Origin of the sequence: Chitinophaga sp. CF118 (assembly GCF_900112615.1) — a bacterium.
Lineage (GTDB): Bacteria > Bacteroidota > Bacteroidia > Chitinophagales > Chitinophagaceae > Chitinophaga.
The window spans coordinates 1,008,470-1,026,922 of record NZ_FOMK01000002.1; the positions used below are offsets into that span (position 1 = coordinate 1,008,470).

Annotated in this window: 13 protein-coding genes and 1 tRNA gene; 3 read left to right on the plus strand and 11 right to left on the minus strand. The window is 37.9% G+C overall.

What is annotated here, in order from left to right:
- Positions 1 to 19: 19 nt before the first annotated feature.
- Positions 20 to 592 carry an L-threonylcarbamoyladenylate synthase gene (locus BM176_RS12225; RefSeq protein WP_090103259.1) on the minus strand — a complete coding sequence of 191 codons (573 nt, stop codon included), beginning with the start codon at positions 590 to 592 and terminating at the stop codon, positions 20 to 22.
- A gap of 3 nt (positions 593 to 595) precedes the next feature.
- The gene (locus BM176_RS12230) at positions 596 to 1,726 is read right to left on the minus strand and encodes a glycosyltransferase family 4 protein (RefSeq protein ID WP_090103261.1); all 1,131 of its coding nucleotides are present in this window, start codon (positions 1,724 to 1,726) and stop codon (positions 596 to 598) included.
- 105 nt (positions 1,727 to 1,831) lie between these two features.
- On the opposite strand from BM176_RS12230, the gene BM176_RS12235 reads away from it, so the two are divergent.
- On the plus strand, positions 1,832 to 2,644 hold the full coding sequence (locus BM176_RS12235) for a 2,3,4,5-tetrahydropyridine-2,6-dicarboxylate N-succinyltransferase (protein WP_090103263.1): 813 nt from the start codon (positions 1,832 to 1,834) through the stop codon (positions 2,642 to 2,644).
- Between the two features lie 96 nt (positions 2,645 to 2,740).
- Positions 2,741 to 2,824, plus strand: a tRNA-Leu gene (locus tag BM176_RS12240).
- A gap of 175 nt (positions 2,825 to 2,999) precedes the next feature.
- Here the strand turns inward: BM176_RS12240 and BM176_RS12245 are convergent.
- From BM176_RS12245 to BM176_RS12280, 8 genes are all read right to left on the minus strand, one after another.
- The gene (locus BM176_RS12245; protein WP_090103265.1) at positions 3,000 to 3,245 is read right to left on the minus strand and encodes a hypothetical protein; all 246 of its coding nucleotides are present in this window, start codon (positions 3,243 to 3,245) and stop codon (positions 3,000 to 3,002) included.
- 111 nt (positions 3,246 to 3,356) lie between these two features.
- On the minus strand, positions 3,357 to 5,240 hold the full coding sequence (locus BM176_RS12250) for a S8 family serine peptidase (RefSeq protein WP_090103267.1): 1,884 nt from the start codon (positions 5,238 to 5,240) through the stop codon (positions 3,357 to 3,359).
- Positions 5,241 to 5,660: 420 nt separating this feature from the next.
- On the minus strand, positions 5,661 to 6,938 hold the full coding sequence (locus BM176_RS12255) for an McrC family protein (protein WP_090103269.1): 1,278 nt from the start codon (positions 6,936 to 6,938) through the stop codon (positions 5,661 to 5,663).
- 1 nt (position 6,939) lies between these two features.
- Positions 6,940 to 9,498 carry an AAA family ATPase gene (locus tag BM176_RS12260; protein ID WP_090103271.1) on the minus strand — a complete coding sequence of 853 codons (2,559 nt, stop codon included), beginning with the start codon at positions 9,496 to 9,498 and terminating at the stop codon, positions 6,940 to 6,942.
- Between the two features lie 161 nt (positions 9,499 to 9,659).
- The gene (locus tag BM176_RS12265; protein WP_090103274.1) at positions 9,660 to 10,367 is read right to left on the minus strand and encodes a M48 family metallopeptidase; all 708 of its coding nucleotides are present in this window, start codon (positions 10,365 to 10,367) and stop codon (positions 9,660 to 9,662) included.
- Positions 10,367 to 13,417, minus strand: a complete 3,051-nt coding sequence (locus BM176_RS12270; protein WP_090103276.1) for a type I restriction endonuclease subunit R — start codon at positions 13,415 to 13,417, stop codon at positions 10,367 to 10,369. The genes BM176_RS12265 and BM176_RS12270 overlap by 1 nt, the downstream gene beginning before the upstream one ends.
- Positions 13,414 to 14,643: a restriction endonuclease subunit S gene (locus tag BM176_RS12275; RefSeq protein ID WP_090103278.1), complete on the minus strand. Its 1,230-nt coding sequence runs from the start codon at positions 14,641 to 14,643 to the stop codon at positions 13,414 to 13,416. Before BM176_RS12275 ends, BM176_RS12270 begins: the two co-directional genes overlap by 4 nt.
- Positions 14,634 to 15,461 (minus strand): hypothetical protein, encoded by an 828-nt coding sequence (locus BM176_RS12280; protein ID WP_090103280.1) that lies wholly within the window; start codon positions 15,459 to 15,461, stop codon positions 14,634 to 14,636. The genes BM176_RS12275 and BM176_RS12280 overlap by 10 nt, the downstream gene beginning before the upstream one ends.
- A gap of 51 nt (positions 15,462 to 15,512) precedes the next feature.
- Here BM176_RS12280 and BM176_RS12285 point away from each other — a divergent pair.
- Positions 15,513 to 16,639 (plus strand): IS3 family transposase gene (locus BM176_RS12285; protein WP_090103282.1). Its coding sequence is split into 2 segments (ribosomal slippage): positions 15,513 to 15,798 and positions 15,798 to 16,639, totalling 1,128 coding nucleotides; the frame shifts between segments, so codons are not numbered across the junction.
- 64 nt (positions 16,640 to 16,703) lie between these two features.
- On the opposite strand, the gene BM176_RS12290 is transcribed toward BM176_RS12285, so the two are convergent.
- Entirely contained in the window at positions 16,704 to 18,362 is a 1,659-nt protein-coding gene (locus BM176_RS12290) for a type I restriction-modification system subunit M (RefSeq protein WP_090103398.1), read from the minus strand.
- Positions 18,363 to 18,453 lie beyond the last annotated feature (91 nt).

Consider the following 18,453-nt stretch of genomic DNA (forward strand, 5'->3'; position numbering starts at 1 on the left):
TTAGTTCATAGAAGCTAGTCTACTCTCGGATCACCTGAACGGAACCATCCTTGAGCATCTTAATAATACGGGAAGGCCGGGAAGGCGTTAAATCTGTTTGCCGGTAGTTTACTACATAATCTACGCCACTTTTTATGATGGGGTCAATTTCTGCAAAGGAAGCCGGCGAAGGTTGACCACTTATATTAGCAGAAGAGGAAACCAACGGTTTACGCAGTCTTTTCACCAGATGGCGGCAAAAAGGCTCCTGCACGAGTCTGATAGCCACGGTACCATCTTCATTGATCACACTCGGAGCCAGATCCAGCGCCCCCTCATAGATCATTGTAGTAGGACGGTCAAACCCCGCGATGATCTCTGCAATATCCGGATGAGGATGAGCCACATATTTCAGCAGGTCGCGCACATCTGTCAACAATATTACCAGGCTTTTCTTTTCCGGCCGTTGTTTCAGTGTAAATATCCGCCTTACAGCCGCTTCATCTGTCGCATCACAACCTATCCCCCATATTGTATCTGTAGGATATAAGATCAATCCCCCGGAGCGCAATACCTCAAGGGAGGCTGTAACATCATTTTCAAAATCAGTCATACTTTATAAACTTTCATACACTTTTATAACTCCCGCAGCACATTTCTCTCTTGTAAACAACTGAGCATGAGCCCATCCCTTTATCTTCAGTTCCTCCACATATTCAGTATCTTCTACAATCAGTTTCATCCCTTCAGCCAACGTTTGCGGTTGTAACGGATCAATGTAAACAGCCGCATCTCCCGCCGTTTCCAGGAAACAGGAACTTTTCGAAGTGATCACCGGCGTACGGCTCCACAATGCTTCCAGGATGGGAATACCAAAGCCCTCAAAGATAGAAGGATATATTAAAGCCTTCGCCCCCTGGTATAATACCGGCAGGTCATCGTAGGCAAATTTCGCCTGCTCATTCAGCCATATTACCCTGTCGGACAAATCATGTGCCGCCACAAATTCCTTTACCTTCTTCTTATACCCGCTACCATTGCCCAGCACCACCAGAGGAATATCTATGTTTCCTTTCAGTTGGAGCATAGCCTTCATAATGGACAACAGGTTTTTACGCTCAATGATAGAACCCACGTACAGGAAGTAAACCGGAGGAAGCTTGTATTTCGTCCGCATTTCGCTGATCCTGCTTTCCGTATGTTTTATTGCAAACATTTCATCACAGCTCTGATAAACGACTGTAATCTTATCGGCCGGTGTATTGTAATAATTAATGAGGTCTTCTTTAGTCTGCTCACTGATAGCGATGATCTTATCAGCGTACTGGCTGGCATACTTAGCCTTACGGCGATAGGTAAGAACATCTATCGGGTTATATTGTCCGGGGTAGCGTTCAAAGATCAGGTCGTGCATAGTCACCACGCTTTTCACTCCACTTTCGTGAATCCCGAAAGGGATTTCATGACTCAGCCCGTGATAGATGGAAATATTCTTCTTAGCCAACTCTCCCACCACATATTTACTACGCCAGGCACTGCGGAACCAGCGGTGTAACCTCTTCTCTGGCAATACAGTATGCATATTCCGATAGGTATCCGTAGCATACATTCCCGTCAGCTTAGGCGCATATAAATAATAATTGTGGGTAGGATAGTACGTAGCAAGAGAACTGATAAGAGTACGACTGTAATTTCCCAGGCCTGTATTATTCTGAAAAGCCCGTTTAGCATCAAAGGCTATATTCATAGTTGTATTTAAAGGGAGGTGAAGTTACTAAAAAGCTGAAAGGTACAATCACCCCCTTTTCTTATCCTTTAGGTTTTCTTATGTTTGTAGCAAAATTATTTCAAGATGGAGCAAAAAGAATTAATTCTGGAAGCCTGGAGCAATCGTACCCTTTTGCAGGAGTCTAAGTATAGTGACGCTGTAAAATGTGTGATTGAGGCTGTAGATAAAGGGAAAGCAAGAGTGGCAGAACCAGGAGAGAATGGCTGGACGGTAAATGAATGGGTAAAACAAGCCATATTGATGTACTTCTCCATTCAGCCAATGGAGACCATAAGCCTCGGTCCCTTCGAGTTTTATGATAAAATGAAGCTGAAATCCAACTATAAAGACCTGGGAGTACGTGTAGTACCACATGCAATTGCCCGTTATGGTGCTTTTATTGCCAAAGGAGCTATCCTGATGCCTTCTTACGTGAACATCGGCGCTTACGTTGACGAAGGTACTATGGTGGATACCTGGGCTACCGTTGGTTCCTGCGCACAGATCGGCAAGAACGTACACCTGAGTGGTGGCGTAGGTATCGGTGGCGTACTGGAACCTCTTCAGGCTGGTCCGGTAATTATTGAAGATGGTTGCTTTGTAGGTTCCCGCTGTATCGTAGTAGAAGGTGTGATCGTAGAAAAAGAAGCAGTATTAGGAGCTAACGTAGTACTCACCAAGAGCACCAAGATCATCGATGTAACAGGCACGGAACCCGTTGAATACAAAGGACGTGTACCAGCCCGCAGCGTAGTGATTCCTGGTTCTTACACCAAGAAATTCCCTGCCGGCGAATATCAGGTTCCATGCGCATTGATCATCGGTCAGCGTAAGGCATCAACAGATCTGAAAACGAGTTTGAATGATACATTGAGAGAGTTCAATGTTGCAGTATAAGGATATTCCAAAAAAAGGTGCAGAGGAAAAAATCTGCACCTTTTTTTTGGAATATTTGAAAAAGTATTTACCTTTGCAATCCGTTAATACGGAGATGCCCAGATGGCGAAATTGGTAGACGCACTGTGTTCAGGTCGCAGCGTTCGCAAGGATGTGCTGGTTCGAATCCAGTTCTGGGCACTTAAAAGCCTGTAAATCATAGATTTACAGGCTTTTTTTATTGTGGTGAGTGTCGTAAAAGTGGATCAAGTTGAATTCTTGGGGGATTATTTATGTAATGATATTTGTATTAAATAAAAAAGCACCCATCAAGGCGCTTTACAAATTTTATTTTTTCACTTACACGATCGAGTAATCAAATCATGTTTAGCCGTTGACTTAAGGATATTGAAACAACCCGCTGATCTTCTTCAAGCTTAACCAGATCACCCTTTTTAACCTCTGATGTAAAGATAAAGGAGGTTATTTTATTCCGAACTTTAAGCCAATTTGGGATATAATTAGCTTCCTTCACATTTATAATAACAGGAGTTATTTCATTTTCATTTTGGAAGCTAAGAGCACCCGATATTTTCGATCGTATCATTTTTCTCTTTTCCATAACTTAAAGATACGAAACTTTATGTTTGATCAAAAAATATAATAACCACACAAATTGTTGATTAACAGATGATTAATAAAAAAAGATGCCTTATTACCTTTCCCATATGATTTATGCAACAACATTGGGACTAAGAGAACCTATTAAAGAAGCAAAATCCGGTATAAAAATTCTCCCAAATCCAAATCTTGCATCCCAGACACTTACAGGAGGTTGTATGCGCCCCATCCTCTTTATAATGTCACGAAGCTCATCTATTGGGAGAGATTTACCTGTTGTTAAGATTGCCGAAAATATCAAGGCTATAATACCTGTAACCGCCGGTGCCGCCATACTGGTTCCAGATTTTAATACCTGGCCATTTTTGCTTTTTGATGCTGCGGCAAATACATTGCTGCCTGGAGCAGATATTTCAGGTTTTTCACGTCCATCTCTTGTAGGCCCTGAACTAGAGAACCATGCAATAGGAAACCCACTTGTAGTGGCATCATAGGCTCCAACAGTGATGGCTTTATGGCCGCATGAAATGGAACCTAATGTATGGGTGTTGTCTGGTTCGCCAACAAATTTTGATTGCCCCCGATCATTTCTTTCGATCCATCCATGAAATGCAACAGGAGTATTACCCCTATTAATCAATCTTACGCGCCATCTACCAGCGTTGTGTTCTTTCAACCAGATCCCAATAACATTGTCATTATTATTGGGATCAGTAAGTCTATTACTAACTACCAATTGCAATTGATTGGTAGTATCCGTCACTTCACCCGTTTCCATTGGAGACACTCCACCAAGATTTGTATTTGAAGGATCGATAATTTCGACATCCAGTTCCCCACCTGCCTTATACCATATTTCCATTTCACTTTCGGTTGAATTATTTACAAGCCACATAAGATCAAAATACCCACCAATCGGAACCTCGCCAGAAGCATGTATACTATCATCGTATGAATTAGACGCTGCTAACACAACCGCTCTGTTAGGTTTTTCTGTCAACATACCGTCTATTGCTTTTTCGACGGGTGTTGAACCATCATGAGGACCTCCATTGGTGCCAAGACTAATATTAATAACACACGGCTTGTCCCCTGCCTGGTCAAAAATGTACCGTACTGCATCAAGCAGATTGACAGAATCTCCAAAGTTTTTCTCTACCGTTTCAGGCCCTTGCAATGGGATACTACTGGAGCTTGGCTGTACAAATAAAATATCTGCATGAGGCGCCACACCTGGTGCACCTGTGCCCCTTCCATTTCCTGTTGCAATATCCATAACATGTGTACCATGAGCATTGGTTTCCAGTTCATAGGATAATGCAAAGTAAGGGTCACCACTTTTTAACGCATTGTTAATTTCTTCAGCATGATAAAGTCGCCCGTAAGATACATTGCCTATGTTGTCTACTGCGGTCTGATCCCAAAATTGCAAGAGTCTTGTGTGGCCAGTTTCTGTTATAAAATTTTCATGAGCACAATCACATCCAAAATCTATGATACCAATTAAAACACCCCTACCTCCCTGCAAATCCGAAATTCTTGTCAGAAACTTATCAGCTCCTATATCTGGCACTGTTTGTTTTACAGCCGCACCTAACTTTCGGGCTGCCTTAAGGCTTTTTACAAAAGATAAGCTATGAATATATTCAATCCGCTTCACCGGTATTCGCCCCGTCACAATCGTTAATCCAGAATCAATTATTGCAATCCGATTGGGCAATCTTACTTCCGTCAGGGCAGCCCATGCATCTTCATCACTAACACTGGCTACAACGGCAATTTCATCCTCACCCGTGGAACTTGTAGCCAATTTGCTTACTCCATTTTTCTTTAAAAGGATAGCTTGCTGCAATTTAGGATCCATGGCCTCTAGCTTTCCGTCTCCCCTCTTGTTAAATGACAAGGATATTGGCATATATCTGGATCCTTCCAGAATAACATTAGTGACATTTGTACGAATATCTTCAGTTGCGGTGTTAACAATTGCACGATGCATATTTTCTTCTGGTATTTATTATTTTGGTTATTAAACATTGAAGGGATGTTCAATGCAAATCAACAATGTCAATATTATTAATCCCCTTTAATTTGGCTTATAAAAGTTTATGCAATTCCGGAGAAATAAATGACTAACGGAATAGAAGCGTAAACTATTGGTATGAGGGTTACGAAATAATGAAATGTTTTTCTGAATAATGTTAACACGGAGTTAATGCAGTAAACTATCTGGATTATTTACGTCAGACAATCAAATTGTTCCGAAGATTATTTTTACTTCTACACTGCACTTTGGGGAACGTTTGTAATCAGATTCTGTTTAAAAGTAGAATTGATAATTATAGTTATGGTTTGAAACTATAGGCTTATTTCGTAAAATATTTATTATCAGCTGTATTGATAAATATATAATAATCAATCATTTATTAGACAGGAACAATATCTGGTGCAGAATTCTTTGGCCAATCCCACTATCTAATTCATTATTCTGATCCAATATATTACATGTAGCAACTGAACAATTATTTGTCGCTATTTCTTGTTGACTGAAGCTAAAGTAAGTGCCTGTTTCAAGATGATATTGAACAGCAGGATATAATAAAATGCTATGATTACATTTCCAATATAAATTATAAACAAACATTTGTTTCAGATCTTCATCTGTTGGTTTATAATCCGGAATCAATTTCCATTTTGTATCAAGGATAGTAGTCTGATTTCCTTTCCGGATAACAATATCAGGCCTTACGGATTTAGGATAAAGGGTGCTACTACCCTGCCAGAAATGTTGTGATTGCTGTCTCTTTATTTCTACGCCATCTTCATTGAGATGTTGTAGCTTCCTAAAAATATATTCCTCCCAAAGCTCATTCATGTCGAATAGAATAGCTATTACACTGTTGGAACCTCCTGTAATATCCGGTCTATAACTGAGAAGTAACATTTTGGCAATATCCAAAGCAGGCTTATAATGCATGCATTTCCTGTCATACTGGATCTTTTCAAAAGTAGTAGATGCTATCTTTAATCTGGATAATTCCGGAAAGTCAAGCATAATTCTGCCGAGTTTATCATTCAGAGAGGTATTGGAAATTAGAAACGGAATAATCCTCAGTGCTTCACTAATGATCTGATTAAACAGGTTTTTATTATCATAAATGGAATGTTGAACAAAGAATCTTTCTTTATGGATCAGATTAGCAGTGATATGTTTGCCGAACTCAAGTTTCCCTTTAAGTGTAGTAAGATTAGCTGTATGTTTCTGATATTTTTTAATTAATCCCCGACGTAATAACCCTTCTACTTCCTGCAAGAACATTGCAATATAGATATCTAGGATGGAATTTGATTTCAGTTGCAAATTGGCGTTCTCCATATGATCTACTTTAATCAACCTGCACTCCCGTAGCATTTGAAGAAGAATATTGTGCCATCTAGCCTTCTCTTCCCTGGAATCCAACTTTTCACGATCAATCTTAGGAAGTATTTCAATTGTCAGGTTTCCAGCTTGTATCACTCCTACATAATTTGAAAACTTAATACCATTATGCAATAAGGTAAAATACTTGTTCCCATATTTCTCATTATATAGTGATAATGCTTTCCAGTGCCTACTTTCAAAAGTACCATCTTCTTCAAACAGCAGCTTTTGATATTCGAATACCTGAATAACTTTCCTTTTATTCATCAAAGACATGCTAATCGTTATAAATTGATTCAAAAGATTTTGAAGTCCACTTATCCGCCGGCACAAGTAGATAAGTCACGCCCTCTGCCAATTCCTCTTTATTCTCATACTGAAAGCCTTTAGGAAATTGCACGGTTCTTTGCCTTACTTCCACGAAAGCACTTCCTAATACCAAACCGATTTTTCCATAATCATTATAAAAATATTCCTGTAGCAATGGAATGATCTTATTGTTAAATACTGATTTCAATTCGTCCTCTGTAGAGATCCCAATAAAATAGGAATGCCCTATCTGATGATCCCGATCCAGCAATATCGCAATTCTCTCATTAATCCTGGTTAATAAATCCCCCAGATTGATATTATCGATTACATCCTCATTCAGAACCGCAGTATCAGGTGGCATACTTTCAAAACTAAATCTGCGACGAAGCGCTGTATCCAGAGACTCCACACTTCTATCAGCGGTATTCATTGTACCAATAATATAAAGATTGCCAGGTACAGCAAAAAGCTGTTGTGAATAAGGAAGCATGATATCAGTTATCTCATTAAGGGCTCCTAATCTCTTATCCGCTTCAATTAAAGTGATCAATTCTCCAAAAACAGCAGATACATTACAGCGATTAATTTCATCCAGGAAAAGCACCATAATATTATTCTCCCGAATTGCTATCTCAAATTTCGCTTTTCTGTTATCAGGTGTATCCTGTATACATTCATCCAGAGATGCATATCCTGCCAGCTGACAAGCCTTATTACAGGCTTTATAAAAGATGCCCTTTCTTACCTCATATTGTACATTAGCTGTATTCAGCTCATTATCTGTTGTGTCTCCATCTACTAACTTAGGTTTGATACCTTCAATAAAATCTTCGTAAGAAAGACTCTGATGACAGGTTGTAAATATGTATTTCCTAATCTCTTTCTTTTTACTATCCTGATTTTTGAATTTATCCCAGGCTTGCACTAATTCAGGAAAGGATGATCTGAATTCGGGTTCATTATCTAATCTCCAGATGGAATCGGCTTCTTTATAAAAAACAAGGCTTGTACCTGTTCTGGCTTGTAATGAAACATTAGGGCAATCGAGCACAGTATGATTTTGCAAAGTACTCCAGAGTCTTGACCCTGGATTCCTGATATTACTAATATTAAATTTTGCCTGAACAAGCGGGTGTAATCTCAATTGAGGCACACTGGTCTTATTTTGATCAAGCAAAGCCATTGCTAATAGTTCCCACCAACTATATTCTTCTACAAACAATTCGTAATTGAGTTCTGAAACGTCATTATTATCTATCAGCTTCCAGTCTTTAATTATTTGTTGCAGCTTAAAGGTCTTACCAGTACCAGGCGGGCCAAATAAAATGGTATTCAGATGCATCTTGTCTTTATTTAAAATGGCTGTTATATTATCTTCTTGAATTGGTTTATTCTGATAACCTAAATAATCATTGATCCCATCAATACTATATGGATATTCAAATTTCCACACCGAAGTCTGTAATCCTTCACTCATCTTAAAATCATTAATATTTTTCTTTAACCACTCTACGCAACGACAATGGGAAAATGCAAGATCTTCTTCATAAATGTAATGGTATGAAGCAATCTTACCAATCGCTTTTATAGACTCCCCATCTGCCACTAAGACAAGATCACCGGGTAACAATTCATGATAAAAACGCCAGATTTCACCTGCTTTCCTCGAAATAACCGAATTATTACCACCATAATAACCCTTCTCTTTCATTTTATTTTGGATCCCTGCTTTTGAAACAGGTTCCATGAGTTCAATATCTCCAAGATCACTCCATCCTATGGAAACTAAATTATTGTCTTGCATATCTTCCAATCTGGATTCTCCATTTTCAGTTGAACCAATACGATAATAGACTGGTATCCGGTTTGCATATTGTTTATGTATATATGCTTTAAAGGAGATCTCATGAAATGGCAATTTTACTACCTCTCGGATCTTTTCGCACAATTGTTTAAATTCAGTATAAGAATTGAATTCAGTATTAATACCAAACTTCTCTTGTAAATAAGGCTTAACCGCACCATTCAGACATAAGTAATCCGCCGGCTTAACCATATACATTACTTCAGATAACTTCGTCTTCCCTACACTGTTAATCTGTAATACATCGGAAAAATCAGCATCTGTAAGTTCGCCAGTAAGCAACTTTTCAAAGAAGTTCCATAACCGATCGATTTCGTTGTTTGTTCTTTGTCCTTTATAGGGGAATAACCAAAGTTTCCTGGCATCCGATGTCGGCACACCGCAACTATCTTTAGGCAATGGAGAAATCCCTAAGAGATTGCACACATCCATAAGGATCTTCTTTCTCCTGATGTCCCCATATTTATTGAGGCAGCATAGAAATGTAAAAGGATCAATATCTATTAACGGGATTGCATTACCCGATTCATCCTTATCATTAAAACCATCTACACCAGCTTCCTTCAATATTTCAATTAACCCAATCTGGTTATTATGGTAAGATGTGATTTTTTCAACAATTAACCTGTAGGCAGGGAGCCAAGTATAGATAAATTCCATTATTTTATAATTGCTTAGGTTTGGGGAATAAAATTATTTAGATCTTAATGTATCGGAGATTAATTTATTACTAAATATAGTGATTCCAAATTTCTCTTAAACGTGTGCGGGCCAAATTTATGTAATAAGCATGAGATAAAAATTGTCGTGTCTATTATTATTTAAACCCAATCTTTGTAACTCACAGGTAACCTATTTAATTTATCCCGTAATGTTTTCCACTGAGGCATAAATTTATCCATATAAAATAAAAACCGATCATTGTGGTTACGTTCCAACAAATGAACCATTTCATGCACAATAATATATTCCAAACATTCAAGTGGCTTTTTAGCCAATTCAAGGTTCAACCAGATACGCCTGGCTTCAATATTACAGGTTCCCCATTTAGTTTTCATTTGCTTGATGCCCCAATCCATCACTTCAACCCCCATTATCTTCTCCCATTTATGAATCAAAGCAGGCACTAACTTTTTCAATTCAGTTCTGTACCATTCATTTATAATAACCTGACACTGCTCAATTTTAGTATCTGGCCTTATATGCAGGTCGATATGATTTTTGTGCAAAACAACTTTGGCAGGCTTATCTTCTTTAATAATCCTCAATAAATATTTTCTGCCCTGAAAATAATGCGTTTCCTTATTGAGGAACTGCCTTTTACTTTCCCGGACCTGGCTTCTGATCTTTCTTTGCTGGCTCTTTATCCAGGACAATTTAGATATCGCATACAGCCGGATGGTTTCTTCGCTTAAATGCACAGGCGCAGATATACGTACAGCTCCCTGAGGCGGCAGTATACTCAAATGAACATTCTTTATATTCTTTTGAATCAATTCAATCTCTATATCTCCCAGGAAAATATTCATTACCTCAAAAATTCATTATGCCCTCTTATGACTTTAAATACCTTTTCAGTTTCCTCATCATTCTGCAATTTCTTAAATATTTCCTCTTTAATTTTATTTTCTTTTGCAGTATCATCAAACCATCCACTGGGAGCATATTCTTCTACAATGTCGTGCACCATTAATGCCATTGCTGCATCATTACCAAAATGATGATATAATGCTACTTTCGCTGGGCTATTCAATTCTTCCGGAGTATCGTTGGTTTTCCCTTCCTGCACCTGTTTGGCCAATTGAGCTATTTTCTTCAAATATTCTTCGTATTCAATAGCTTTAGATTTACGTTGTTTAATAATTTCAGCTAATAAATAACTCATCTTTTCGAAGAATGTTGGATCGCTTAAATGCTCTTTAACAATTTTTGTCCGAACATTATTTTCAATGGTTTCTGCCATCGCTTCCCGGTCATGCCTGATATTCTCAGGCAAAGTATCTGCTGCCTTATCAATGCCCAACTTTACAATCAACTCTAATAAAGGAAGGCTTTCAAATTCAGATATTTTACGCGGCTCATCAGCCTGCAGATAATTATCTATCAAATGACGCATATCGGCTTCGTAATCTTTAATATCAAGTTTTTCAGCACTGGCATTTTTAATCGTTTCTCTCAGATCTGTATAAAAAGATAATCTGTCGCCAATATGCAGTATCTCACCTGCACTATAACCAGCCAATTCCATTTCATCAGAAAGATTGGCGTAAGCCCTGATAAATGCAACGGTATTCTTGTATAACTCTTGTCTTAGATGTTCCCTGTCTTTAAGATCTCCAGGTAATTCTGTGTTACCGCAAAAATAATAACGGTAATCGGCATCACTCTTTGGATTGGGAACAGGTTCACAAATCAACTCTAACTGCTCCAAGGCAATATCAAGTCGCTCCCTCCCCTTTTCAAGCCTTGTTTCTAATAATATATCACAATCCTCCTTTTTGAATTGGTCATAATCCAGATCTGATGTATATACCTGGATAGCCCCTGTACCTTTATCATTTACAAGGTTCCTAAAGAGATCCTTATAATCCACGATGTATCCTAACTCCTTATCTTCAGTATCCAAACGGTTAACACGACAAATAGCCTGAAACAATCCATGATCCTGCATGGACTTATCTATATACAGATAGGTACAACTGGGAGCATCAAAACCTGTAAGTAGCTTAGATACCACTACAAGCAACTTCATTTGAGACGGGTGGTTGATAAACAACTCTTTGCTTTCATCTTCGTATTGCTCTGTAGTTCTTTTACCTAAGATCTTCGTATATATGTTGTAAATGGCCTGTTTTTCTGTTTCTGTATTCTCTCCTGTTTCTTCATTTACTATATCACGATGACTGGGATTATAACTGGTAATGATAGCACATTTCTCTTTTAGCGTTGTTTGCTGAAACAATTCAAAGTATTGACATGCTTCATAAATACTTCCCGCTACCAAAATGGCAGTCCCTCTATCATCATTTAACCGTGGTTTTACACTGAAATCTAAAAGGATATCATTTACCACCTTACCCATACGGCCTTTTGAACTTAAGACCTTCTGCATAGTACCCCATTTAGCCTTAAGTGCTGCTTTCTGGAAGTCATTCAGTCCTTTGGTCTTTGCGTCAAACCATCTATCAATATGATCCTGAGAGCTTATTTTTTGATCTATATCCCGGGCCTCATATACCAAATCTAATACAACACCGTCTTCTACAGCTTCATTAAATTTATACGTATGAATATACTTTCCAAATACTTCTAAACTGGTTTGTTTATCTTTCTGTAAAAGAGGAGTACCTGTAAAGCCGATGAACACCGCATCAGGAAGGATTGCTTTCATTACCTTATGTAATCTTCCACTTTGTGTGCGGTGACACTCATCTACAAATACAAATAGTTCTCCTTTAACCTGGGGAGGGTTATTTTGAATTTGTTTGATATATTCGTCAAACTGTTTGGTAGGACTTTTCCCGAATTTATGTACAAGACTGCACATCAAACGAGGTTCCGGCTGGCTTAATTTGAGCATTAAATCCTCTCCACTTTTAGCTCTTACCATGGTATTTTCTCCGGCATTAGCAAATACCCCTTTTATCTGAGAATCTAATTCCGTACGGTCAGTAATAATAGCAATACGTGCATTATGGTTGTTTGCCAAAATCCATTTCGCCAGGAGTACCATAGTGATACTCTTACCCGATCCTTGTGTATGCCAGATAATACCACTTTCTTTATTTACAACATGCTTCTGCGCTTCCTTGATTCCAAAATACTGGTGATACCTGGGCAGCTTCTTTTTCCCTCCATCAAATAATACAAAGTCATGTATAATCTCAAGAAAACGTTCTTTATTACAAATCTTCTTGAGATACTTATCTAATAACTCTGGTTCATAACTTTGTTCATCCTCCTTCCATTGAAGATAATATTTTGCACTGGTGCCTATAGTACCGTAACGTAAGCCTTCGCTATCATTACCCGCAAAGCAGAACTGTATCGTACTGAAGAAATCTTCTATCCAATCTGCCTGTTGGTTGGTAAGGTTTTGGCGAATACCTTCTCCTATATCTCTACTGCTCTTTTTAAGTTCCAGTACTGCCAATGCAATACCATTGACATATAAAACAACATCTGGTCGCTTTTCACGATTCCCCTTAATGGTTACTTCCTCTGCAATATAAAAGTCATTGTTCAGTGGATTTCGCCAATCGATCAGGTGAACAGTATCAGTATGTTTTCCGATACTTTCTTTTACAGCAACACCATAATGTAAAAGATTATACACGGCCATATTGTTGAAATACAATGACCGCTGATGATTGACGGATTCACCTTTAAGCTTTTCTATAGCTTTGTTAATCAATACATCAGAGTATCCCTGTTTTTCTAAAAAAGAGGCTAACGGTAGGGGTTCAATATTACTGTTTTCATAACGGTCTTGAAGGTTACCACCAAACAATGGGATATAACCTAATTGTTGTTGGAATAGTTTTACTACGCGGTTTTGGGTTATTCTTTCGCTATTCATACTAGCCGTATTTTGCCGGTTAAAAGGTTTTGCATCATACCAGTTTTTATCTTCTTATATTTTTCAAGTTTATTTTCCAAGGCGGTTATTTCTGCGTCCATTTCGGAAAGAATGGAGGCTATCCTTTTCTGCTCTAATAATACTCTTGGCAAAGGAATTATTGTAGAATTTATCAAATTTGTATTTAAATTCATTTGGGAGCCTGTTTGTCCATTTTTCCCCCAATTACTCTCAATAAACATTAAATAATAATATAAGTATTCTTTGTCAATTTTTAAATTATCAAAAAAAACAAAACCATCATGAATACAAACATCCAAATTTGTAATTATGGGTCTTCCTACAGTGGCACATATACTCATTATTAAACTACCTTTCTCTACATATCTGCTATTCTTAATTCCGAGTTTAGAAAGACTTTGTATTGTGCTATTTAAATACTTTTTAGATTTTGTTACATCAGAAATCCTAACCCATCCGATTTCCGAATTCTCCTCAAACCAAATAGGGTTTTCAATTGGCCTTGGAGAAGCACCTCTCTTAATTTCAGTAATTTCTTCAAGTCTTTTCAGTTCCCAATCAGGTTTAAAAGTTAAAAGTTTCTGCATTGCACCTTGCTTGATGTTTCGCTTTTTAGAAATGAGATTTTCTATACTATTAATAAGTGCATCTGTTTCAGATATGACATTGGCAATTGCCGTTTGCTCTACTTTTGAAGGAATAGATATATAGGTATTATAAATGCTACTGTTTGATGTATGTCGAACTGTTGAACCCGTGGCAGTTTCTTTCATTCTCCTAGAAAAAAACTCTGAAAGAAAAAACCAATATAAATAATCTATGTGAATAAGTGTGCTTGTTAACGAGATTTTCCCAATTCGCTGATTATGTAAAATAATTTCATTTAACTTCACATAACCTGGTTTCCCTAACAAATTACAATCAGGTGTTAAATCCGTCATAACGATAACCAGATCTCCATATTTAAACTGCATAGATGATGAATAGCTTCCAGAATACCTATTAGTATTTTTATCATTGAAATTTAGCCCTCCATTAAGCTTAAAGTTTCCAGGTGTTATTACTATTGGTCCTTCATTCGAAAAATAATTACTACTGAAGGCATAACCACTTTTAAGTGTAAAAATATCTCGTAACCTCTTCACGTCCCAATCATTCGGAATAACGCCAACTTCTGTTTTCTTATATCCTTTTCTTACTTCCATGAAAAGCCCATTTTTTCAAGGTGAAGAAATACTTTGTTTTCTAATGCCATGACTTCTTCTGTCGCCTTCGATAAGGGCGTTTCATATCTCTCTGTTAACTCTTTAATTCGTCGTGTTATTCCCTGGCTTATCCTTTCCAACTCCGTCTTAATATCCTTCTCAATCGTAGTCATCCATTTATCATCAACGACAAGTATTTTTATTTCTTCTTCTGTAAGTGTTTTATACCTGGAAATTACTTTTTCATCCAAATTAGATATAGCAGATTCAATCTCCTTTTTCATTACATTCAACTTATCCGTCAATTTTAAATATGCTTCAAGCACGCCCATTTCTTCTTTCGCCTTTTTATCTCCATGAATTTCCTTTAATCTTTTCTGGACATTTACTTTGCTTACCTTATCCATTTCGGCGAAATACCCATCCTCCGCACTATGTTCTTCCGTCATTTCCTCTATCTGTGTGGTAATACTTTCTTTGTTGATTTCTAACTGTTCAATTGCCTTTTTATCCACCTTAAAAAAGCGATCTATTACCAACGTTTTCGGCAATAAATCACAATCCAGGATAATTTCCTTTTTCCCCTTATTAATATTTGTCAATTCTGCCTTCCAACCATTATCTGCAATCAAATAGCAATCATCCTGCATAGTTGCGTTCCAAAATGTCATCAAATGCTGATAGACATCATACTTATCAATTAAGTTCTTATTAGTATAGCTTTTCAACAAATCTTCGGAGATTACGCCTATAATTTGACGGGGTTTAAATCCAGCAGTGAGATCCTTCAGCAGTTTGATATTTATAATGGACCCCAAAAAAAGGACCGGCAGTTAAGATAAAATTTTTAATCTTAAATTGCCTACAGAATGACTAAAAAAAGCAGACGTAAATTTAGTGGGGACTTCAAAGCGAAGGTCGTGTTAGAAGCCCTTAAGGAGCGCAGCACAATGGAAGAGCTGGCGCGCAAGTATGAGTTGCATCCTACTCAAATTAATACCTGGAAGAGAGAAGCGGCTGCGAAGCTGGCTAGTGCATTTGATACAGAAGGAGCGGTCTCCAATACTGAACAACAAGAAGACCAGCTGGAAAAGCTTTACGCCCAGATCGGTCAATTAAAGGTAGAGAATGATTTTTTGAAAAAAAAGTTGCGTTGAAATCAGTATCGTTACGTAGAGAGATGATTGAGCCTGGGCATTGTGGGTTAAGTATGCGTCAGCAGTGTCGTTTATTAGGCCTACATCGCAGCGGTTTATATTATAAGCCGGTATCAGAAACGGCAGAGAATTTGAGGATCATGCGCCTACTCGATGAGCAATATTACAAGACTCCATTTTACGGTGTGAGGCGATTAACAGCCTTTTTACAAGAAGAAGGGTATCATGTCAATCGAAAACGAGTAAAGCGCTTAATGGGGCTAATAGGATGGGAAACGCTATATCAGGAACCTAATACGAGTGAGCCAAATATTGCACATAAGGTTTATCCATATTTACTGAAAGGATTAAAAATAACAAAGGCTAACCAGGTATGGGCTACGGATATCACTTATGTTCCAATGCGCAAGGGCTTTATGTATTTGTGTGCAGTAATAGATCTCCACACCCGCTATGTTTTAAATTGGAGTATAAGCAATACAATGACAGCGGAGTGGTGTAAAGATGTCGTAGAAGAGGCTATAAGGCTTCATGGGAAGCCTGAAATCTTTAATACGGATCAAGGTAGCCAGTTCACAAGTGAAGTTTTTACAGGGCTACTTAAAAGTAATGAAATACAGATCAGTATGGATGGGAAGGGACGCGCCATCGATAATATTTTTATTGAGAGGTTGTGGAGAAGCGTGAAGTATGAAAATATTTATTTGAATGTCTATGAAGACGGAGTAAGTTTGTATCAAGGCTTGAGCGAGTATTTCAATTTTTATAACAAGGAGCGATTACATCAATCCCTGGGATATAAAACTCCTGAAAAACTTTACACCCGGATCGCCGCCTGATCCCCTGCCGGGGGCTTGTACCAATTGCTTAGATGAGTAAACTCATCCAATCAATTGGCACCTGTCAAAGCGAAGAAAGACCAACTGCTGGTCCTAACAATTGGGTACACCATAATTTCCTTTTCTTCCAAGCTGCAAAAATTGCGTTCATTTCCTGGCTAAAGGTTTCAAATTCAGGATGACTAAAGATCACTGTATTGATTTCTTCTTTAGCAATTTTAAGTTTGCTATATTTTTTCCTTTTGCTGGCAGAAAATAATTCTTTCTTTAAGGTAGGGTATACACTCCAGTAATTCTCCAAAGCTTCAATATCTACATTGGGGATATCACCCAATAAATGAGCCTCAATATCCTGGATATCCTCTTCTTCCTGGCCGTCGATATATCTGGGTATATTCAGATTATAATCGTTCTTAGCATCACTAATTTCCTCTAGCAAAACCATACGGCTATATTTAGCAACTTCTGATTGCTTATTAAATACATCCACAATTTTATGAATATCCTGCTCACGAAGACGGTTTTTGTTGCCGTCTTTCATAAACTCCTTCCCGGCATCAATCATAAAGATGCCCTTTCTTTTTGCAGCATTTTCCTTATCAATAACGATAATACAAGCAGGAATACCTGTACCATAAAAAAGGTTAGCCGGTAATCCAATAATGCCTTTAATATATCCTTTGTTAATAAGGTTCTTTCTGATTTCGCCTTCAGCGCCACCTCTGAATAAAACACCGTGAGGAAGAATAATGGCACCTTTACCATTTGCTTTCAAAGACTTGACAATATGCAGTAAGAAGGCGTAATCTCCATTTTTATCAGGGGGAATACCAAAGCCAGAGAAACGATTAAATTGGTCTACGACTGCTTTAGTTTTATCATCAATCAAACCGTTTGTCCAGCTACTAAACGAAAAAGGAGGATTGGCCACTGCATAATCAAAGGTTTGTAATGTATCATCCAGATTTTTAAACTTTGGATCAGAAATAGTATTTCCTTGCCTTATACCATGAAGATTCTGAGCCTGGTTATGTAAAACCATATTCATACTTGCCAAAGCTACGGTGGCAATATCCATCTCCTGTCCGTATAAAGTAACCGACTTTTCAGCCTCCTCTCCTGCCTTGATTAACAAAGAACCGGATCCACAAGTAGGATCATAAATAGTGGTACTGGCTGTAGAATTGCCTTTATTTATACCAATAATCTTGGCTAATACCCGGCTTACCTCAGAAGGTGTGTAAAACTGTCCCTTTGATTTACCTGATTCAGTGGCAAAGTGACGCATCAGGAATTCATAAGCGTCACCCAGAATGTCATCATCGTCAGCCCTGTTTTTAGAGAAATCCAGATCGGGATTCTCAAAGATAGCAATGAGCTTAGTGATCTTATCCACTTTATCCTTTCCAGTACCAAGCTTTTCATCATCATTAAAATTGGCAAAATCGCTCATCTTATTGGCATCCCTGATTGGAGCAAAGATCTTTTTATTGACAAAATCACCAATTTCAGGCTTGCCTTTAAGCGCTACCATGTCTTTAAAGGTAGAACCAGGAGGGATAGTAATGGGGGCAAACCTCACTCCTGCATACTTATCACTTACATATTTAATAAATAACATAGCCAATACGAAATCTTTGTATTGGCTAGCATCCATTCCGCCTCTTAACTGGTTACAACTTTCCCAAAGGGTACTATAAAGTTCCGATTTCTTGATTGCCATTATTTCTTCTCCTTGTATATTATGGGTTTTTAATTTATTTACCGACACCTGTGTCTCTTCCAGAGTAACTTCTTCATTTATGGCAATTACC

Coding starts and splice junctions, on each gene's coding strand:
- BM176_RS12225 (WP_090103259.1), bottom strand. CDS start 592: ATGACTGATTTTGAAAATGATGTTACAGCCTCCCTTGAGGTATTGCGC.
- BM176_RS12230 (WP_090103261.1), bottom strand. CDS start 1,726: ATGAATATAGCCTTTGATGCTAAACGGGCTTTTCAGAATAATACAGGC.
- BM176_RS12235 (WP_090103263.1), top strand. CDS start 1,832: ATGGAGCAAAAAGAATTAATTCTGGAAGCCTGGAGCAATCGTACCCTT.
- BM176_RS12245 (WP_090103265.1), bottom strand. CDS start 3,245: ATGGAAAAGAGAAAAATGATACGATCGAAAATATCGGGTGCTCTTAGC.
- BM176_RS12250 (WP_090103267.1), bottom strand. CDS start 5,240: ATGCATCGTGCAATTGTTAACACCGCAACTGAAGATATTCGTACAAAT.
- BM176_RS12255 (WP_090103269.1), bottom strand. CDS start 6,938: ATGTCTTTGATGAATAAAAGGAAAGTTATTCAGGTATTCGAATATCAA.
- BM176_RS12260 (WP_090103271.1), bottom strand. CDS start 9,498: ATGGAATTTATCTATACTTGGCTCCCTGCCTACAGGTTAATTGTTGAA.
- BM176_RS12265 (WP_090103274.1), bottom strand. CDS start 10,367: ATGAATATTTTCCTGGGAGATATAGAGATTGAATTGATTCAAAAGAAT.
- BM176_RS12270 (WP_090103276.1), bottom strand. CDS start 13,417: ATGAATAGCGAAAGAATAACCCAAAACCGCGTAGTAAAACTATTCCAA.
- BM176_RS12275 (WP_090103278.1), bottom strand. CDS start 14,643: ATGGAAGTAAGAAAAGGATATAAGAAAACAGAAGTTGGCGTTATTCCG.
- BM176_RS12290 (WP_090103398.1), bottom strand. CDS start 18,362: ATGGCAATCAAGAAATCGGAACTTTATAGTACCCTTTGGGAAAGTTGT.